Source organism: Rhizobium sp. A22-96, from assembly GCF_053521805.1.
Genome location: NZ_JBNWDQ010000003.1, coordinates 60,410 through 77,853 on the forward strand (window position 1 = coordinate 60,410; position 17,444 = coordinate 77,853).

At 60.0% G+C, this 17,444-nt stretch carries 13 protein-coding genes; 8 read left to right on the top strand and 5 right to left on the bottom strand.

The window, feature by feature from the left end:
- Nucleotides 1-255: 255 nt before the first annotated feature.
- The gene (locus ACQZ6F_RS13020; protein WP_449095858.1) at nucleotides 256-684 is read right to left on the bottom strand and encodes a plant virulence effector HPE1-like domain-containing protein; all 429 of its coding nucleotides are present in this window, start codon (nucleotides 682-684) and stop codon (nucleotides 256-258) included.
- A gap of 111 nt (nucleotides 685-795) precedes the next feature.
- On the bottom strand, nucleotides 796-2,064 hold the full coding sequence (gene purD, locus ACQZ6F_RS13025) for a phosphoribosylamine--glycine ligase (protein ID WP_449095857.1): 1,269 nt from the start codon (nucleotides 2,062-2,064) through the stop codon (nucleotides 796-798).
- Nucleotides 2,065-2,311: 247 nt separating this feature from the next.
- Between purD and ACQZ6F_RS13030 the strand changes: the two genes are divergently transcribed.
- Nucleotides 2,312-4,621 carry a Tex family protein gene (locus ACQZ6F_RS13030; protein WP_449095856.1) on the top strand — a complete coding sequence of 770 codons (2,310 nt, stop codon included), beginning with the start codon at nucleotides 2,312-2,314 and terminating at the stop codon, nucleotides 4,619-4,621.
- A gap of 145 nt (nucleotides 4,622-4,766) precedes the next feature.
- Nucleotides 4,767-6,026: an SAM-dependent methyltransferase gene (locus tag ACQZ6F_RS13035; RefSeq protein ID WP_068384790.1), complete on the top strand. Its 1,260-nt coding sequence runs from the start codon at nucleotides 4,767-4,769 to the stop codon at nucleotides 6,024-6,026.
- A 103-nt stretch (nucleotides 6,027-6,129) separates the two neighbouring features.
- Here the strand turns inward: ACQZ6F_RS13035 and ACQZ6F_RS13040 are convergent, their stop codons facing one another.
- Nucleotides 6,130-6,564, bottom strand: coding sequence for a hypothetical protein (locus ACQZ6F_RS13040; RefSeq protein ID WP_449095855.1), 435 nt, complete (start codon nucleotides 6,562-6,564; stop codon nucleotides 6,130-6,132).
- A 288-nt stretch (nucleotides 6,565-6,852) separates the two neighbouring features.
- Between ACQZ6F_RS13040 and ACQZ6F_RS13045 the strand changes: the two genes are divergently transcribed.
- From ACQZ6F_RS13045 to ACQZ6F_RS13055, 3 genes are all read left to right on the top strand, one after another.
- The gene (locus tag ACQZ6F_RS13045; RefSeq protein WP_449095891.1) at nucleotides 6,853-7,644 is read left to right on the top strand and encodes a MipA/OmpV family protein; all 792 of its coding nucleotides are present in this window, start codon (nucleotides 6,853-6,855) and stop codon (nucleotides 7,642-7,644) included.
- A gap of 62 nt (nucleotides 7,645-7,706) precedes the next feature.
- Nucleotides 7,707-8,669 carry a 4-hydroxybenzoate octaprenyltransferase gene (ubiA, locus tag ACQZ6F_RS13050; protein ID WP_449095854.1) on the top strand — a complete coding sequence of 321 codons (963 nt, stop codon included), beginning with the start codon at nucleotides 7,707-7,709 and terminating at the stop codon, nucleotides 8,667-8,669.
- A gap of 22 nt (nucleotides 8,670-8,691) precedes the next feature.
- Complete coding sequence (locus ACQZ6F_RS13055; RefSeq protein ID WP_449095853.1) at nucleotides 8,692-9,147, top strand: GNAT family N-acetyltransferase; 456 nt, start codon at nucleotides 8,692-8,694, stop codon at nucleotides 9,145-9,147.
- A gap of 68 nt (nucleotides 9,148-9,215) precedes the next feature.
- On the opposite strand, the gene ACQZ6F_RS13060 is transcribed toward ACQZ6F_RS13055, so the two are convergent.
- Nucleotides 9,216-9,782: a DUF6101 family protein gene (locus tag ACQZ6F_RS13060; RefSeq protein ID WP_068384801.1), complete on the bottom strand. Its 567-nt coding sequence runs from the start codon at nucleotides 9,780-9,782 to the stop codon at nucleotides 9,216-9,218.
- Nucleotides 9,783-10,098: 316 nt separating this feature from the next.
- On the opposite strand from ACQZ6F_RS13060, the gene ACQZ6F_RS13065 reads away from it, so the two are divergent.
- Both ACQZ6F_RS13065 and ACQZ6F_RS13070 read left to right on the top strand, forming a co-directional pair.
- A complete protein-coding gene (locus ACQZ6F_RS13065; RefSeq protein WP_449095852.1) occupies nucleotides 10,099-12,606 on the top strand; it encodes a DUF1217 domain-containing protein in 2,508 nt (835 codons plus the stop codon).
- 508 nt (nucleotides 12,607-13,114) lie between these two features.
- A complete protein-coding gene (locus ACQZ6F_RS13070) occupies nucleotides 13,115-15,796 on the top strand; it encodes a DNA translocase FtsK (protein ID WP_449095890.1) in 2,682 nt (893 codons plus the stop codon).
- Nucleotides 15,797-16,081: 285 nt separating this feature from the next.
- Here the strand turns inward: ACQZ6F_RS13070 and ACQZ6F_RS13075 are convergent, their stop codons facing one another.
- Nucleotides 16,082-16,633: an MOSC domain-containing protein gene (locus tag ACQZ6F_RS13075; protein ID WP_449095851.1), complete on the bottom strand. Its 552-nt coding sequence runs from the start codon at nucleotides 16,631-16,633 to the stop codon at nucleotides 16,082-16,084.
- Nucleotides 16,634-16,705: 72 nt separating this feature from the next.
- Between ACQZ6F_RS13075 and phnF the strand changes: the two genes are divergently transcribed.
- Entirely contained in the window at nucleotides 16,706-17,440 is a 735-nt protein-coding gene (gene phnF, locus ACQZ6F_RS13080; protein ID WP_449095850.1) for a phosphonate metabolism transcriptional regulator PhnF, read from the top strand.
- The last annotated feature ends 4 nt before the right edge of the window (nucleotides 17,441-17,444 follow it).

Here is a 17,444-nt window from a genome sequence, read left to right on the forward strand (position 1 = left end):
TCGCTTTTTATGTCTAAGAAACCTTTAATTATAGGGGGTTGGTTGTATTTCTGGAAACTTGAAACCGAAGATATGCTTCTTCTGGATAAGTAATATTTATTTTTATTTGTACATAACTATGAAGCCAACTGCAGTGCCTGACTAATGATTTAGTATTTTAGAATATTATCAGAATATATATTTCTTTGATGTCTCGGTGATGACTGATCATCCATCGAGACATCGGCAGATCTTCATGGGAGGCAGACTGCGCTGTTATTGGCGCAGCTGGAAGGTGGAAAGATCGAGCGGTGCGGTCGCTGGAAGCGCAGAAATTTGCGAAAGAGCTGCGGTCGTTGCCGTCATGTCGATGCCATCGGCGGGCTCGCCCGCCGCAGCCAGGGCTTCCGGCGTCGGCTTGCTGACGAACATGACCGGGGAGCCGCCCATCCAGGCCTCGGTGCGCACGACCTTTTTCTCGCCGTCGACAGTGCGGATAACGACCGATTGTGTGCCCGGTGTCAGCGTCGGAACGGTGTATTCCTTTTCGGCCGTCTTCAGCGCGAGGGGAGGGCAATTAGCGCAGCTCTTCTCGATGATGTTGCCGTCACCGCGATGCGCCCTGCTGTCTATGGACTGTATAGACGAGGCCAAGGCGGTACCGCCAGCCAATACGCATGCCAAGGTCAGAAGCAAGGAACGCATAACAACAACTCCGTCTAGGTTGACGAAGACATTAGCAAGCCTTTGTTTCCATACCGTCAGGAGATTAGGTAAAAATTTAATGGATGGCCGAATGCGGGATAGACGCGATGTTTACGACTCGCGCTCGACTGCACGCCAGCCGATGTCCCCGCGGCAAAAGCCGTTTTCCCATTCAACCTTGCCGGCAAGGGCATAGGCGCGCTTCTGCGCCTCGCCGACTGTCGTGCCGGTCGCAGTCACGTTGAGCACCCGGCCGCCCGTCGCCACCAGCGCTCCGTCCTTCAAGGCTGTGCCGGCATGAAACACTTTTGCTCCTTCGCCATCGGCCGGCAGTGAAGCGATCGGCGTGTTCTTGGCGTAGGAGCCTGGATAGCCCTTCGAAGCCATGACCACAGTCAGCGCGGCCTCGTCGCTCCATTCGGCACTCACCTGGTCGAGGGTGCCGTTGGCGCAGGCAAAGAGCAGCGGCAGCAGGTCGCTCTTCAGGCGCATCATCAGTACCTGGCATTCCGGATCGCCGAATCGGACATTGTATTCGATCAGTTCAGGACCCTTGGCGGTGATCATCAGCCCGGCAAAGAAGATGCCGGAGAAGGGATAGCCGCTTTCCGCCATGCCGCGCATCGTCGGCTCGATGATCTCCTTCATCGTGCGTTCGACCATCTCCGAGGTCATGACGGGAGCAGGGGAGTAAGCCCCCATGCCGCCGGTGTTCGGTCCTGTGTCGCCATCACCGACGCGCTTGTGGTCCTGGGCCGTGGCGAGTGCCAGAGCGTGCTTGCCGTCGCAAAGGCAAAAGAAGCTTGCTTCCTCGCCGTCCAGAAAGGCTTCGATCACCACTTCCGCGCCGGCTTCGCCGAACGCACCTTCGAAGCAGTCGTCGATGGCGGCGAGCGCTTCCTCGACCGTCATGGCGACTGTAACGCCTTTGCCGGCAGCAAGCCCGTCGGCCTTGACGACGATCGGCGCTCCCTGTGCACGGACATAGGCCTTCGCCTTCGGGCCATTGTTGAAGCGCTGGTAGGCGCCTGTTGGAATGTCGTAGCGGGCGCAGATATCCTTGGTGAAGCCCTTGGATCCCTCGAGCTGGGCCGCATCTGCGGAAGGGCCGAACACGGCGATGCCGGCGGCGCGCAGGGCATCTGCGATGCCGGCGACCAGCGGGGCTTCCGGTCCGACCACGACGAAGTCGATGGCCTTCTCCTTGCAGAAGGCGACGACCGCGTCATGATTATCGATATCGAGTGCCACGAGCTTTGCATGTTCGGCGATGCCGGGATTGCCGGGTGCGGCATAGAATTCCGTCATGAGTGGCGATTGCGCCAGCTTCCAGGCCAAAGCGTGCTCGCGTCCGCCCGATCCGATCAACAGAACTCTCATGGCTTGCCCTCTTGTTGCATCCATTTGCGCGGTTAAGCGGGGTTGGGCCAAAGGTCAAGCGTCAAATCCTGTGGAGGCGTGGCCGCCAACATTGCGTTGCCTTTTTATGTCGCTAAAGCGGGTATGGTTTTGGACGCGAGACCGCCGCTCCCCTGCCGGATCGGCATGGTCCGCGTCGAAAACTGCTTCTTATGCCAGCGGGATCGTGCTTATGGTCCCCTAACCTTTGTCCAGTTCAGAGAGTCACATGGCCGCCGATATTCGTTCCCTTGCCGCAACCATCGCCGCCGAGATCAATTCCCGCCCGGAGCAGGCCAAGTCCGCCATCGAGCTTCTCGATGAAGGCGCGACGGTGCCGTTCATTGCCCGCTACCGCAAGGAAGTGACCGGTGGTCTTGATGACGGGCAGCTGCGGACGCTGGCGGAGCGCCTCGTCTATCTCCGTGACCTGGAAGCTCGCCGCGCTGCCATCATCGAGTCCATCACCGGCCAGGGCAAGATGACCGACGAGCTGATGGGCAAGATCACCAAGGTTGGCACCAAGGCCGAGCTGGAAGATCTCTATCTGCCCTACAAGCAGAAACGCCGCACGCGCGCCGAGATCGCCAGAGAGCGCGGCCTCGGTCCGCTTGCAGAAACCATCCTTACCGATCGCTCGAAGGAGCCCGCCGCTCTCGCCGAGGGCTTCATCACGGCCGATGTGGCCGATGTGAAGACGGCGCTCGAAGGCGCGCGCGATATCATCGCCGAAGGTATTGCCGAAAATGCCGACCTGCTCGGCAAGCTGCGCGGCTACATGAAGACGAATGCCACGCTGAAGGCGGCCGTCGTGGACGGCAAGCAGGAGGCCGGTGCCAAATTCTCGGACTATTTCGCGCATCAGGAGCGATGGGCAACTGCACCGGGCCATCGCGCGCTCGCGATGCTGCGCGGTTGGAACGAAGAGTTCCTGACGCTGACAATCGATATCGACGTGGATACCGCCTCGCCGAACAAGCCTGTGGAGCGCATGATTGCCACCACCTACGAGATCGGCCCAAGCCGACCGGGCGACCGCTGGCTGATGGATGTCGCCAGCTGGACATGGCGGGTGAAGCTTTCCACGTCGCTGTCGCTTGATCTCATGCGGGAGCTGCGCGAACGCGCCGAGGAAGAGGCAATCCACGTCTTCGCGCGCAACCTGAAAGACCTGCTGCTGGCGGCGCCCGCCGGCTCGCGCGCCACCATGGGTCTCGATCCCGGCATCCGCACCGGCGTCAAGGTCGCCGTTGTCGACGGCACGGGCAAGCTTCTGGAGACGACGACAGTCTATCCCTTCCCGCCAAGGAACGATGTGCGCGGCACGCAGGCGACGCTGGCGGCTCTTGTCCGCAAACACAAGGTCGAGCTGATTTCCATCGGCAACGGCACCGGCAGCCGCGAGACAGAGAAGCTGGTCACCGACATGCTGGCCGAATTGCCCGCACCGAAGCCGACCAAGGTCATCGTTTCGGAGGCTGGCGCATCGGTCTATTCCGCCTCGGAGACCGCGGCGCTGGAATTCCCCGGCCTCGATGTCTCGCTGCGCGGCGCCGTCTCCATTGCGCGCCGCCTGCAGGACCCGCTGGCCGAGCTGGTGAAGATCGAACCGAAGTCGATCGGTGTCGGCCAATATCAACACGATGTCGACCAGTTGAAGCTGTCGCGTTCGCTCGATGCGGTGGTTGAAGACGCGGTCAATGCCGTCGGTGTCGATCTGAATACGGCTTCGGCGCCGCTGCTTGCCCGCGTCTCCGGCCTCGGCCCATCGATCGCCGATGCGATCGTCAAGCATCGTGACGGTGAGGGGCCCTTTGCAAGCCGCAAGGATCTGCTGAAGGTCGCCCGCCTTGGCCAGCGCACTTTCGAACAATGCGCCGGCTTTCTGCGTATTCCCAACGGCAAGGAGCCGCTGGATGCCTCCTCGGTGCATCCGGAAGCCTATGGTGTGGCCAAGAAGATCGTTGCCGCCTGCGGGCGCGACCTGCGCAGTCTCATGGGTGACGCTGTGGCGCTGAAGGCGATCGATCCGCGCCAGTTTATCGACGACAAGTTCGGTCTACCCACAGTGCGCGACATCATTGCCGAGCTGGAAAAGCCGGGCCGCGATCCGCGCCCGAGCTTCAAGACCGCGACCTTCGCCGAAGGCGTCAATGAGATCAGCGACCTCAAGCCCGGTATGCTGCTGGAGGGAACGGTGACCAATGTCGCCGCCTTTGGCGCCTTCGTGGACATTGGCGTCCATCAGGACGGTTTGGTGCATGTCTCGCAACTCGCCGATCGCTTCGTCAAGGATCCGCATGAGGTCGTCAAGGCCGGTGACGTGGTGAAGGTGAGAGTGGTCGAAGTCGACGTGAAGCGGAAGCGAATCGCCCTCTCCATGCGCAAAGATGGCAGCACTGTGGCGGCGCCTTCCGGACGTGAGTCGCGCGAGCAAGGTGGTGTGCGCAACGCTGGGGTTAGCAGCAATAGCCGTCCAAAGGCCGAGGAACGGGGTAGTTTTGGTGCTGCCTTGGCAGAAGCAATCAAACGAAAATAAGGACTTAGCGAGAGATTATGCAAGAATGTCACACCCTGGCACAGTTGTTGTCAGAGTGCCAATCACAGCGAAAAGCTGATCTTGCCACAGGACTGTGAGGCGCTAAAGTCTGCCTTAATGTCATGTCATAACATTCGAGGCGTCCATGGCGTCGGCACTTCTATCTCTCGTCAAGAAACTCATCCGTAAAGGTTCGCTGAAAATCACGCTCGCTTCCGGCGAGACGCAGGTGATCGGCGACGGCACCGGCGAAACCATCGTCGTGCGCATCGCTGATCAGCAGGCGGAGGACGCGATTGCGCGCGATCCGACCTTGAAGCTCGGCGAAATGTACATGGAAGGACGCTTCATACTGGAGCAGGGGGATATTTATGAATTCCTCTCCCTGGTGAAGCAGAATACCACGAACGAAATCTTCGACCTGCGCATGGCCGCCCTGCTCATGGGGCGCATCGTCTGGCAGCAGCTCAAGAGCCGCTCACCGATCAATCGCAACAAATACAATGTTGCGCATCACTACGATCTGTCGGCCAAGCTCTTCGATCTCTTCCTCGACGAGGACTGGCAATATTCCTGCGCCTATTTCAATCCGCCGGGCATCAGCCTCTACGAGGCGCAGGTTGCCAAGAAGCGCCATATTGCCGCCAAGCTCCTGGTCGAGCCCGGTCAGCGGGTGCTGGAAATCGGTTCCGGCTGGGGCGGCATGGCGATGTATCTTGCCGAAGCCTATCCCGGTCTCGATGTCACCGGCATCACCTTGAGCGAAGAGCAGCTGAAGGTCTCGCGTGAACGCGCCGCCAAGCGCGGCCTGTCCGATCGCGTGCGCTTCGAGCTGCAGGATTACCGCTACCTCAAGGGCAAGAAGTTCGACCGTATCGTTTCGGTCGGCATGTTCGAACATGTCGGCATTGGCGATTACCGCAAGTTCTTCAACAAGGTCTCCGAGCTGCTCGACGATAACGGTGTCATGCTGCTGCATTCGATCGCGCGTCCGAAGCCGAGCTTTGCGACCAATGCCTTTATCGAGAAGTATATCTTCCCGGGCGGCTACATTCCGTCGATCGGCGAGACCACGCCGCCGCTGGAAAAGGCCGGTTTGCTGTCCAGGGACATCGAAACCCTGCCGATGCACTATGCCTACACGCTGCGGCATTGGCGGAACAACTTCGTGGCGCGCAAGGCCGAGGCCGTTGCGCTCTATGACGAGAATTTCTTCCGCATGTGGGAGTTCTATCTGGCCGGCTCGGAAATGGGCTTCCGCTGGGACGAGCTCTTCATCATGCAGATCCAGATCGCCAAGAACCAGTTCGCCGTTCCCGACAACCGCAACTACATTGCGGAACGCGAGGCGAAGCTGAAGGAGTTCGAGGCAACGCGTGCGCCGCTGGAGAAGATAACCTTCTAGAAGAGCGTCGCGTCTCGCTGAACGGAATTGCGCCGGCTGCGTGGAAACAGGCAGCCGGCGTTTTCATCCGCAGTCGCCGCAGGCGCGCGCCGCCAATATCAGCCTATTTGACGACGCGAATTTTTATGGTGTGATCCGCAACGCCGTTTGCGGCATTCAGGCCCGTCATCCGAATGGTGAATTGGTCCTCTCCGGAAAATCCGGCATCCGGCGTGTAGTAGACGGTTGTGCCTTCGGCCGGCTTGCCGTTGCACAGATGCATGGGGTCATCGCTCGGGAAATGCGCCTTGACCGTGCCATGCGTGATCTCGATCTTGCCGTGGGTGCTCGGTTTGACGACTGCCGTATAAGGGTAGGACGCAAATGTGCAGTCGGGTTTCAGGAAGGAAACCGACAAGACCTGGGTTCGCTTGCCGGCGCGGATGCTGCCCTTCGCCTCCGTTTGCTTCGCGCCCCCGATTGGTGCGCTGACGCAACCTGACAGTGCGACGCCAATGCCGAGGAACAGGCCTAGGGAAATCAGGGATGTGGTCTTCATTTGTTTCTCTTCTGCAGGATCCGGGGCTTTGAATGATCATGCGCTGCAGCACGCAATGACCATTACCTATGATTGAGTATCTCATAACCCATTTAAATCACCGCGACAGATCGGCGCAGGCTGCGGGCCAGCAAATTTCAACCTAAATTTGGCTTGCTCACCGGATTCGGTTGCTTGTGGTTAAGAGACCGGTAACGCGATCCGGATAGTTTGAGGCAACTCTAGGGCTGCGTGTATCGCCCTTTGTATTGCGTATTATGGAGTTGCCTTGTGTTTGTAAAATCGCGTCTGTTTTTCACTCTCAGCTTGCTTGTTGCCTCCGCCGGCGCCGCCTCGGCGGGAGACGGCCAGCATCTCTGGTCGGGCGATTGGTACTTAAGCGTCGGTGCAGCCGGTTTCTCCGCGCCGAAATTCGAGGGCGGCAAGCACAACAAGCTTCAGTGGTCGCCGCTGATCTCCGTCGGCCGGCAAGGCCCCGGTCCACGCTTCTCCTCCCGCAATGACAATCCTTCCTTTGCCTTTATCGAGACTGACGCTTTTCGCGTCGGTATCGTCGGCAAGTTCGTGCCGAGCCGCGATAGCGGCGACGGGCGCGAGTTGAGGGGGTTGAAGAAGACCAAATGGGGGCTGGAAGCCGGTGGTTTTGCCGAAGCCTATCCGACGGACTGGCTCCGGGCCCGCGTCGAAGTGCGCCAGGGCATCCGCGCCCATAGCGGCCTCGTCGCCGACGCGGCCGTTGATGCCTTCACCGATATCACACCGGAGTTTCGCGCCTCGGCCGGTCCGCGCATGACGCTCGCCACCAACGACTATTTCAACACCTATTACGGCGTTAACGCGCGCGAGTCGGCGGCATCGGGCTTGAGCCGCTATAACCCGGGCGGCGGCGTAAAGTCCGTCGGTTTCGGCGGCGCCCTGACATGGAAGGCTTCGCAGAACTGGACGACCAGCACGTTCCTTGAATATACCCGCCTGACAGGCCCCGCTGGTGACAGCAGCCTCGTGCGCGAGCGCGGCGACCGCAATCAGTTGCTGATCGGTGTCTCCGCCAGCTACAAGTTCAACTTCACGATGAACTGAAATGAGCGGGGCTCCGACCCCGCCGCTTGACCTCCGAGGCCGGATGTCACTACTAGTTGCCTATGCAAAAGACAGGCGACATCAACGGGCGCGTCGCTGACGCGCCATCCGGCAACTGGGTGTACCGCGTTCTGCCCCCGGCACTGTGGCCCTATGCGCAGCTCGCGCGCTGGGACAGGCCGATCGGCTGGCAGCTTTTGATGTGGCCGTGCTTCTGGTCGGTAGCACTCGCCGCCAATGCCTCGGCGTCCACGGGGCACGGTTCACCAGGCCTTGTGGTGGTCTATCATCTCGTCCTTTATTTCATCGGCGCCGTCGCCATGCGGGGCGCCGGCTGCACCTATAATGATCTGGTCGACCACAAGATCGACATGTCGGTGGCGCGCACCCGCTCGCGCCCGCTGCCGTCAGGCCGCGTGACGCGCAGTCAAGCCAAGGTCTTCATCGCGCTACAGGCTTTGGTCGGCTTGCTGGTGCTGCTGCAATTCAATTGGTTCGCGGTCATTCTCGGCGTGCTGTCGCTGGCCATCGTCGCGCTTTATCCCTTTGCCAAGCGCTTTACCGATTGGCCGCAATTCTTCCTCGGCCTTGCATTTTCCTGGGGCGCTCTCATGGGTTGGGCCGGTCTCTTCGGCAGCCTGTCCCTTGCCCCGATCATCCTTTACGCAGCCGCCATCCTCTGGACGATCGGCTACGACACCATCTATGCGCATCAGGACAAGGAAGACGACGAACTGATCGGCGTGCGCTCGACTGCCCGGCTCTTCGGCGACCAGACGCGGCTTTGGCTGATCGGTCTCTATGGCGCCACACTGCTTTTGATGCTGATCGCCTTTGCTTTGGCCAGCGCTGGCTGGCTCTCCTATGTCGGCCTGATCGTTGCCGGCGGAATGTTCGCCTATCAGATCGCCGTGCTTGACATCAATGACGGCGAACAGTGCCTCGCCCTGTTTAAATCGAACAACCGGGTCGGCCTGATCATCTTCGCCGGCCTCTTTCTGTCGTTTCTGTTTCTTGTCCCGTAGTTACACCTATTGAGGGATTGTCGTGGTTTGCAAAATCCGCGCGGCTCGCGAAGGGGATGCTGAAGCAATCAGCCGCGTGATTATCGCTGCCCTTCGCGAAACCAATGCCGGAGACTACTCCCCCGAAATCATTGCCCGCGTTGCCGAAAACTTCAGTCCCGCGGCCGCGCTCCGGCTTCTGGCATCCCGAGTGGTTTTCGTGGCAGTCCAAGGCGCGACGGTGGTCGGCACCGCCAGTCTCGATGGCGCTGTGGTTCGCACCGTATTCGTATCGCCTTCGGCGCAGAAACAACGTGTCGGTCTGAAGCTCATGGCTGAAATAGAAGGTGCGGCCAGAGCCAATGGCATCGCAGTCCTCTCCGTGCCATCGTCCATCACGGCACAGGGCTTTTACGCGAAGCTCGGTTTTGAAGCCGTCGAGGAGCGCTACCACGGAGATGAGCGGACGATCGTCATGAAACGATCCTTGGGCTCCTAAACATTTCGGCCGCGGGATTGATGATCCCACGGCCGGCAGTTGGCAGTATTCGTCAGATCGGGCGCGGCTCAGTGCCTTGCGATGATCTCGCGGCCTTCGATCTTCATCTTGATGCCGAGCTTGCCCGTGGAGCGGCGCACCAGGAAGCGCGGGCGGCGATCGGCGAAATAGGAGTGGCGACGACGCGGCTGGCTGTCCTGCGACCGGACGCCGCCCAGATGTTCTTCCAGCGGGCGGGCAACGCCGTCGGCTTCGATCATCAGCATCGGGATGCGGAAGGCTTCAGACCAGGAACGCCAGTCGGCAGCGATGTCGCTGAGGTCGTGAGCAACGAGGAGGGGGATGCAGAGATCCGGATCGGAGTGATGCAGTTCCAGCGTGACGGTGACTTCGCCGTCTCCATGGTCGATGGCCCGTGCGGCAACACCCATGAAGGCGCGCTTCGGCAGAGCAACGGAGAGTGGCAGCCCGCTGGATGGCAGGATCTTGCGCAGCACCGCTCCACGCTCGTCGATCGTGATGGTGACGTCTCCATCGGCACCGCGCATGGCGTAGCTGACCTGTTGGGGAAAGCGCGTCGGATCAAGTCGCAGTGTGGTTCCAGCCCAGTCAGGCTTTAGGACGGTATTTGTCATCGATTTTCTACCCTTGCTTTACCTGAGAGCCCGTTTCCCGGCCTTCTCTCGGAGAACTTTTGTCCTCTCGTTGTTGGGCAGATTAGGCGCCGTCTCTTCCGGACAGCTTAAAAATCGAGGTTAAGAAAACTTTGCATCCTCAAATGGTTAGCAAAGTCGAATGCATCAGGGTTTCCATAAGGTGAACACACGGCAGGGCGGCTGGCCCAATATAGTGCACGTATAAGGTGAGTGTGTGTAAGTCTCGGGTAAGGTTTGTATGTAACAATCACTGCTAGATTCGCCCCTTTATTAGAGATCTATTGGGATTCTGCTGATGATTTCCACCTATCTTGGTTATACGATCGCAACCAGAGATATGGCGACCTCGCTCAATCAGGTGGCGTCGCAGGCGCAAAACAAGCGCCAGATCGACTATTACAATGCCAATATAGGCAAAGTAACCAACGCCGACGACTTCGTGAACAACTATCAGCTATACAGTTATGCCATGGAGGCCTACGGGCTCTCCGACATGACCTATGCCAAGGCCTTTATGAAACAGGTGCTGACGAGCGACCTCAGCGACTCCACCAGTTTTGCGAATCAGTTGACGGATCCGCGCTACAAGGAATTCGCCGCCGCGTTCAATTTCGGCACTGGCAGTACGAATACGGCGCAATCCAGCACGCAGGAAGACGATCTGATCGGGCTTTATCAGCAGTCGTTTACGAATGAAGAGACGTCCGCCGCCACCGAAACCAGCTATTACAGCCAGAACATCAGCTCCGTGAAGACGGTCGATGACCTGCTCGGCAATAGCAGGCTGAAGAACTACGTGCTGCAGGCCTACGGCATCGATCCGACGGATGTATCGAATTCGATCCTGAAGCAGATGCTGACGAGCGATCTCAGCGACCCCAACAGCTTCGTCAATCAGAATGGCGGCGCGGCCGACAAGGCTCTGGTGGCGGAATTCAATTTCAATGCGGACGGCACGGTCAAGACGTCGACGCCGGATAGCGATACGGCCTACTATCAGGCCAATATCGGCTCGATCACCTCGGTCGATCAGCTGACATCCAATGCACGGCTGTTTCAGTACGTCAGAACTGCTTTCAATATCCCGTCCTACATCACTGCCGATCAGTTCAATGCGTCGGCCATGGATGCAAGCGCTGCGAGTTCGAACGGCCTGACCAGTGTCATGGCCCAATTCAACTTCAAGAGCGACGGAACGGTCGCCTCCGGCTCGCAGGCGCAGACATCGGATCAGATAAGCGCCACGACGGCGGCCTACACTACAAATTATCCCGGCGGACCGCAGACCCTCGGCCAGCAGGCCGATGTGATGAGCGCTTATAATTCGACCGTACCCTCATTCGTCACGAGCGTCGGCGCGGCCGACAATGACCTGCATTACAAGGATCATATCGGCTCGATCACCTCTGTTGACCAGCTGACATCGGACACGCGCCTCTTCAATTACATCAAGACGGCCTATGGCATCGACCCGACCACGCCTGCCGTCGTTTTCAAGAACGCCTTCGGAGATGCGACGACCGCCTCGATCTTCGGCCTGACGGATGTCGTCGCGGCGTTCAACTTCCAGTCGGACGGCACGCTTGCATCCGGCGCGACGGCGCAGTCCCAGAGTGAGATCACCGCAGCCTCGACTGCCTATATGAAGAATTATCAGACGTCCCAGTCGAGCCTGACGACCGATGCGGTCACCAACTACAAGAACCGCCTCGCCGACGTGAAGACCATCAAGGATTTCTTCACCAGCAACACCGCCGATAGCGACACCACCAATGACAGCATGCCCGAGATCTACCAGATGGCGTTGCGCGCCTATGGCATCGGCACGAACGAGGTCACCAAGTCGCAACTGACGAAGATGCTCGAAAGCGACCCCTATGATCCGAAGAGCTATGTCAGCTCGCTCAAGGATTCCCGCTTTACCGCACTGGTCAAGGCTTTCAACTTCGACAGCTCGGGCAATCTGAAGGCTCCGGTCCAATCCCTGTCGCAAACGCAGATCAACGGCTACATCTCCGAATATTCCAGCCGCAGCACCGCCGGCTTGACGGGCGCCCAACTGACCAAGGCCACCAGCGATGCCAAGGACGCCGGCACCTATTTCGCGACCAACATCGTCAAGGTGAACAGCGTCACGGATCTGCTGGCGGACAGCAAGCTCACCAATTTCGTCCTCACCGCCAACGGCATTGATCCGAAAACGGTCGATACGGCGACCCTGAAGAAGGCTTTCGCGTCCGACCCGTCCGATCCGAAGAGCTTCGTCAACACCACCGACGGCGCCAAGTTCAAGAGCATCGTCGAGGCCTTCAATTTCGATACCAGCGGCAATCTGACGGACAGCAAACTCGGAACGGCGCAAAATGCCGGCGCACTGTCCCAGACGAATGATCTCTACCTGCACCAGACGCTGGAGGACCAGCAAGGCGATACCAATCCCGGCGTACGCCTGGCCCTCTACTTTCAGCGCAAGGCGCCGGATATCAATTCGGTTTACGACATCATGGGCGATGCGGCGCTCTATCAGGTGATCACGACGACCTACAATCTGCCAAGCTCAATGTCGTCGATGGACGTCGATACGCAGGCGCAGATGCTGGAAAAGTTCGTCAACGTCAGCGATCTCCAGGATCCAACCAAGGTCAATACGCTGCTGCAGCGATTCTCGGCGCTGTACGATATGCAGAATAATACGACCTCATCGACGTCGCCGGCCCTATCTATTCTGACAGGTGGTTCTTCCGGCGCCGGCATCAGCGCCGACACGCTGCTTTCGATCGCGCAGCTCTCCTCGTCGAGGTAGCCCATCATTAAAAAATATGGCCTGTCTCTTTGCCGCGTTTCCGCGCGGCAAAGCTGTTGCTGCGCGCCTCTTTCATCGGGATTTCCGATGTTGTTCGGCTAACACAGTGAGGGCGAAATGAGAGCTTTCAGGGGGGATAGGAAGGAACTTATTAACCATCCTTGCCCTATTCGATTGAGTAGCCATCGGCAATATCAATGACTGGGTTGCAGGTCTTATGCGTCATCCCCGAACGACATTTTCTAATGCGTCACAAGGCGTCCAGCCCGAGGGCGAATTCGACCCGGAGCAGGCAGCCGAAGAGGCACGCCGTGCCGAGCAGATCGCTGCCCGCCGCGCGTTCCTGGAAGAGAAGATTCGCAACGCCCGCGAAGCCAAGCGCAAGGCGGAAGAGCACCGCCGCGCCGAGGAATTGCGGCGTGCCGAAGAGGTGAGGCAGCGCACTGCCGCCGCGCCGAAACCGGTTGTCGAAGCCCTGCAGGCAAAGCCTGCAGAGGGTGCTCCGGTCATGCCCGTGCTGCCGCAGGGAATTTCCGCCGAGGATCTTGCCACGCCCGGCTGGCAGAACGCCTTTTTGATGGGGCCGAATGTTCGCTTCACCCGCACGCGGGAAAACGAAATCATCAGCCGCCGCCCGCCAGCGGAGCCTGCCGTCGTGATCGTGCCGCCCGTCGCCGCGCACGCCGCGATGCGGGTGATGGAACCGCCTGTCATCGAGGCTCCAGCCACCCCCGCTGCGCCGCAGCCAACAGAGCCTGCCGAGTTTCATCTGCCGCTGCTGGAGGACATGCCCTTCGCGGTGGAGAGCTACATACCCTCGGTAATTCAGAAATTTCCGGCGACCGCGCCGGACGCATTGGAGATGACCGTTATCGCTACCGCATTTTCGAAGGCTCCGGCGATTGCGCTGGACGCTTCCCCAGTTTCGTCGAGTGTTTCCGAATCCGTTGCCGCGCCTGTGGTCGAGTCGCGTCTTAGCCATCTTTCCGATTTCGCCTTCTGGGATGCGATGCCCTTCGACGGCGAATTCGTATCCGCCGTCCGAGGCATGCCAAGCCAGCCGGTGATGATCCCTCAGCTTGAGGTCGAAGCCGAATCGATAGTCGCAAAATTCCGCATCGTCGAATGCCGCCGGCCGGCTGTTGTCGCCGAGACCCTGCCGATTGTCGAAACGCCCGCTGTGGTCGAAGCCCCCGTGTCTGTTGAGGCAGTTCCCAGCCTCTCGCCAGCCACCGTCAACACGCCGGTCATGGACGAACTTGCCGCATGGGAGGCCACGGTTGTGGCATCCGTCGCAGAGCAGGCGGCGCCAGAGGTTGCCGCACCGGTCGTTGCCGAGCCGCAAGCCGTGGCCGCGCCTGACGTATTCGTACCGCCAGCCTTCGTGACCGCCGTCTATGGCGCTGAAGCTGCAACACCTGCCAAACCCCTTCTGGCACCGGTGGTGGTCGTGGCGCCAATGCCGGCCAAGGTCGCGGCATCCGCACCCGTCGAGCCAGTCGCCAAGGCAGCGCCGATCGTGCCGGCCGTCGAGGCCGCCGCGCAGCGCCTGATCGATGCGCCGCCATCCCGCATTACGCCGCGCAGGCCCGCATCCCTGACGCCGCCCGAATGGCGCCCGATCGCCAGCAGCGGCGAAGGAGAATACGAGCTTCCGCCGCGCGAACTGCTGCAGGAGCCGGCCGTCCGCTCCGGCGTGATCATGACCCAGGAAACGCTGGAGCAGAATGCCGGCCTGCTGGAAAGCGTGCTGGAAGACTTCGGCGTCAAGGGCGAGATCATCCATGTCCGCCCCGGCCCGGTCGTGACGCTTTATGAATTCGAGCCGGCACCCGGCGTCAAATCCTCGCGTGTCATCAATCTCGCCGATGATATCGCTCGCTCCATGTCGGCGCTCTCGGCACGTGTCGCTGTCGTTCCCGGCCGCAACGTCATCGGCATCGAACTGCCGAACGTGACCCGCGAGACCGTCTATTTCCGCGAGATGATCGAATCCCCGGATTTCGAGAAGAGCGGCTACAAGCTGGCGCTCGGCCTTGGCAAGACGATCGGCGGTGAGCCCGTCATCGCTGAACTCGCAAAGATGCCGCATCTGCTCGTCGCCGGCACGACCGGCTCGGGCAAGTCGGTTGCCATCAACACGATGATCCTGTCGCTGCTCTACCGCATGACGCCGGAACAGTGCCGCCTGATCATGGTCGATCCGAAGATGCTGGAACTGTCGGTCTATGACGGCATCCCGCACCTCCTGACCCCCGTCGTCACCGATCCGAAGAAGGCCGTCATGGCGCTGAAGTGGGCGGTGCGCGAAATGGAGGATCGCTACAAGAAGATGTCGCGCCTCGGCGTGCGCAATATCGACGGCTATAACAGCCGCGTTGCCTCCGCCAAGGAAAAGGGCGAGACGATCCACGTCATGGTCCAGACCGGCTTCGACAAGGGCACCGGTGCCCCGATTGAAGAAAGCCAGGAAATGGATCTGACGCCGATGCCGTATATCGTCGTCATCGTCGACGAGATGGCCGACCTGATGATGGTCGCCGGCAAGGAAATCGAAGGTGCGATCCAGCGTCTGGCGCAGATGGCGCGTGCTGCCGGCATCCACCTGATCATGGCAACGCAGCGTCCGTCCGTCGACGTCATCACCGGCACGATCAAGGCGAACTTCCCGACGCGCATCTCCTTCCAGGTGACGTCGAAGATCGACAGCCGCACCATTCTCGGCGAACAGGGTGCCGAACAGCTCCTCGGCCAGGGCGACATGCTGCACATGGCCGGCGGCGGCCGCATCTCCCGTGTTCACGGTCCCTTCGTTTCCGACGAGGAAGTCGAAAAGGTTGTGGCGCACCTGAAGCTGCAGGGCCGTCCGGAATATCTCGATACGGTCACGGCCGACGAGGATGAGGAAGACGAGGAAGAAGATACGGCCGTCTTCGACAAGGGCGCCATTGCCTCGGAAGACGGCGACGATCTCTACGAACAGGCGATCAAGGTGGTCATGCGCGACAAGAAGTGCTCGACCTCCTACATCCAGCGCCGCCTTGGCATCGGCTACAACCGTGCAGCCTCGCTCGTCGAACGCATGGAAAAAGACGGTCTTGTCGGTCCGGCCAACCATGTCGGCAAGCGCGAGATCATCACCGGCAACCGCAATGGCGGCGGCAATGCGAGCCAGGAAGATTTCGACTGATATAGCAGGGGGTTGACGCTAGCCGCGGTCGCCGCGGAGAGCGCGCACCCCCCTCTGTCACTGTCGTGACATCTCCCCCACAAGGTGGGAGATTGGTAACCCGCAGCGCGTACTCGCCTCAAACAAGCATCTCACCCGCAGAAACTAAAGTGTGATAACTTAGCGACGTCTGGCAGCATACTCCCAACAATCTCCCCCCATGTGGGGGAGATGTCCCGAAAGGGACAGAGGGGGGTATCAGACGCTCGGCATACTCGAAGCTGACTTCTCTTCAAACGGAGCGCATCAGACGCGCTCGAGCTTCACATGCGGCAAGGGCGGCAGCTCGACCCGGACGGTGTCGTCAGGCTGCACCCGGCCGCCCTGCGAGACAATGCCCATGATGCCGGCCTTGCGGACCAAACCGCCATCGGTATCCTTGTCGAGCACCGCATGTAGCAAGCCCTTCTGGAAATCGTCGATCTGCTTGCAGGGGTTGCGCAGGCCGGTTACCTCGACGATCGCGTCGTCGCCGATATGCAGGCGTGTGCCTTGGGGCAGGGAAAGCAGATCGAGCCCTCTGGTCACGATATTCTCGCCCATGTCGCCCGGAGCGACGGAAAAGCCTTTTTCGGTGAGTTCGGCGAACAGCTCTTCGTGGATGATGTGCACCTGGCGCAGATTGGGTTGCGTCGGATCGACCGCGACGCGAGAACGGTGCTTTACCGTGACCCCCATATGCGCGTCACCTTCGACACCGAGCCCCGTCAGCAGTCGAATGTGATCCTTCGTCTGCTTGCTGAACCCGTGCACGCCGCTGCTGCTGACCGATGTCACATATATGCGCTTGTCGCCCATGCCGAACCCTTCCATAAACAATCCAGATCTTTATAAATTGGTATATACCAATTTCAAGGCGACAGTATTGTGATGGACGAGAAAAATCGACAGGGCAAAGGCGTAAAAGCAGGGACTGGCTGGGCGACCGTAGCTGATGAATTGCGGAGCGCCATCGACAAGGGCAAGCATGCGCCGGGCACCCGGCTGCCGAGCGAGCGTGCCCTGTCGGAACAGTTTGGTGTCTCACGGGTGACGATGCGGCGCGCAATTGCCGAGCTGGAGGGTGAGGGGCTCCTGCGCGTCGCGCGTGGTAGCGGCGCCTATGTGCGCGCCGACATGCCCGTTCGCTTCCAGCTGGGCGACAAGGTGCGGTTCGGCAAGGACCTGACCGCGAGGGACGCAAATCTCACCCGCAAGGTTTTCTCGACCAGGGAAATTCCAGCCAGTGCCGATATCGAGGCGAGGCTCGATCTGCAGCCGGGCGAAATGGTGCTGGAAATGTGTGTGGTTGCCTATGCCGACGAACTTCCCGTCTCCGTGGTCCTGCGCATTTGTTCGGCTGCGCGTTTTCCCGGGTTGGCGGAGAAGTTCGCTGCATTCGGCTCGTTCACGGCGGCGCTGAAGGATTACGGTGTGACGGACTATTGGCGCCGCTCCACCGACATCACGGCGCGGATGCCGACGGAGGTCGAGGCACGCCTCCTGCAGCAATCGCGCCTGACGCCGGTTCTCGCCTATGCCGGCGAAGATATTGATGCCGATGGCACGATCATTTCGTGCCAGATCGGCTGCTTCGCCTCGGAGCGGGTCGTAGTGACCGTTTAAGGCC

Excerpts from the sequence above, each read along its gene's own strand:
- ACQZ6F_RS13020 (WP_449095858.1), bottom strand. The coding sequence starts at position 684 with ATGCGTTCCTTGCTTCTGACCTTGGCATGCGTATTGGCTGGCGGTACC.
- ACQZ6F_RS13040 (WP_449095855.1), bottom strand. The coding sequence starts at position 6,564 with ATGAAGACCACATCCCTGATTTCCCTAGGCCTGTTCCTCGGCATTGGC.
- purD (WP_449095857.1), bottom strand. The coding sequence starts at position 2,064 with ATGAGAGTTCTGTTGATCGGATCGGGCGGACGCGAGCACGCTTTGGCC.
- ACQZ6F_RS13035 (WP_068384790.1), top strand. The coding sequence starts at position 4,767 with ATGGCGTCGGCACTTCTATCTCTCGTCAAGAAACTCATCCGTAAAGGT.
- ACQZ6F_RS13065 (WP_449095852.1), top strand. The coding sequence starts at position 10,099 with ATGATTTCCACCTATCTTGGTTATACGATCGCAACCAGAGATATGGCG.
- ACQZ6F_RS13030 (WP_449095856.1), top strand. The coding sequence starts at position 2,312 with ATGGCCGCCGATATTCGTTCCCTTGCCGCAACCATCGCCGCCGAGATC.
- ubiA (WP_449095854.1), top strand. The coding sequence starts at position 7,707 with ATGCAAAAGACAGGCGACATCAACGGGCGCGTCGCTGACGCGCCATCC.
- ACQZ6F_RS13075 (WP_449095851.1), bottom strand. The coding sequence starts at position 16,633 with ATGGGCGACAAGCGCATATATGTGACATCGGTCAGCAGCAGCGGCGTG.
- ACQZ6F_RS13070 (WP_449095890.1), top strand. The coding sequence starts at position 13,115 with ATGCCCGTGCTGCCGCAGGGAATTTCCGCCGAGGATCTTGCCACGCCC.
- phnF (WP_449095850.1), top strand. The coding sequence starts at position 16,706 with ATGGACGAGAAAAATCGACAGGGCAAAGGCGTAAAAGCAGGGACTGGC.
- ACQZ6F_RS13060 (WP_068384801.1), bottom strand. The coding sequence starts at position 9,782 with ATGACAAATACCGTCCTAAAGCCTGACTGGGCTGGAACCACACTGCGA.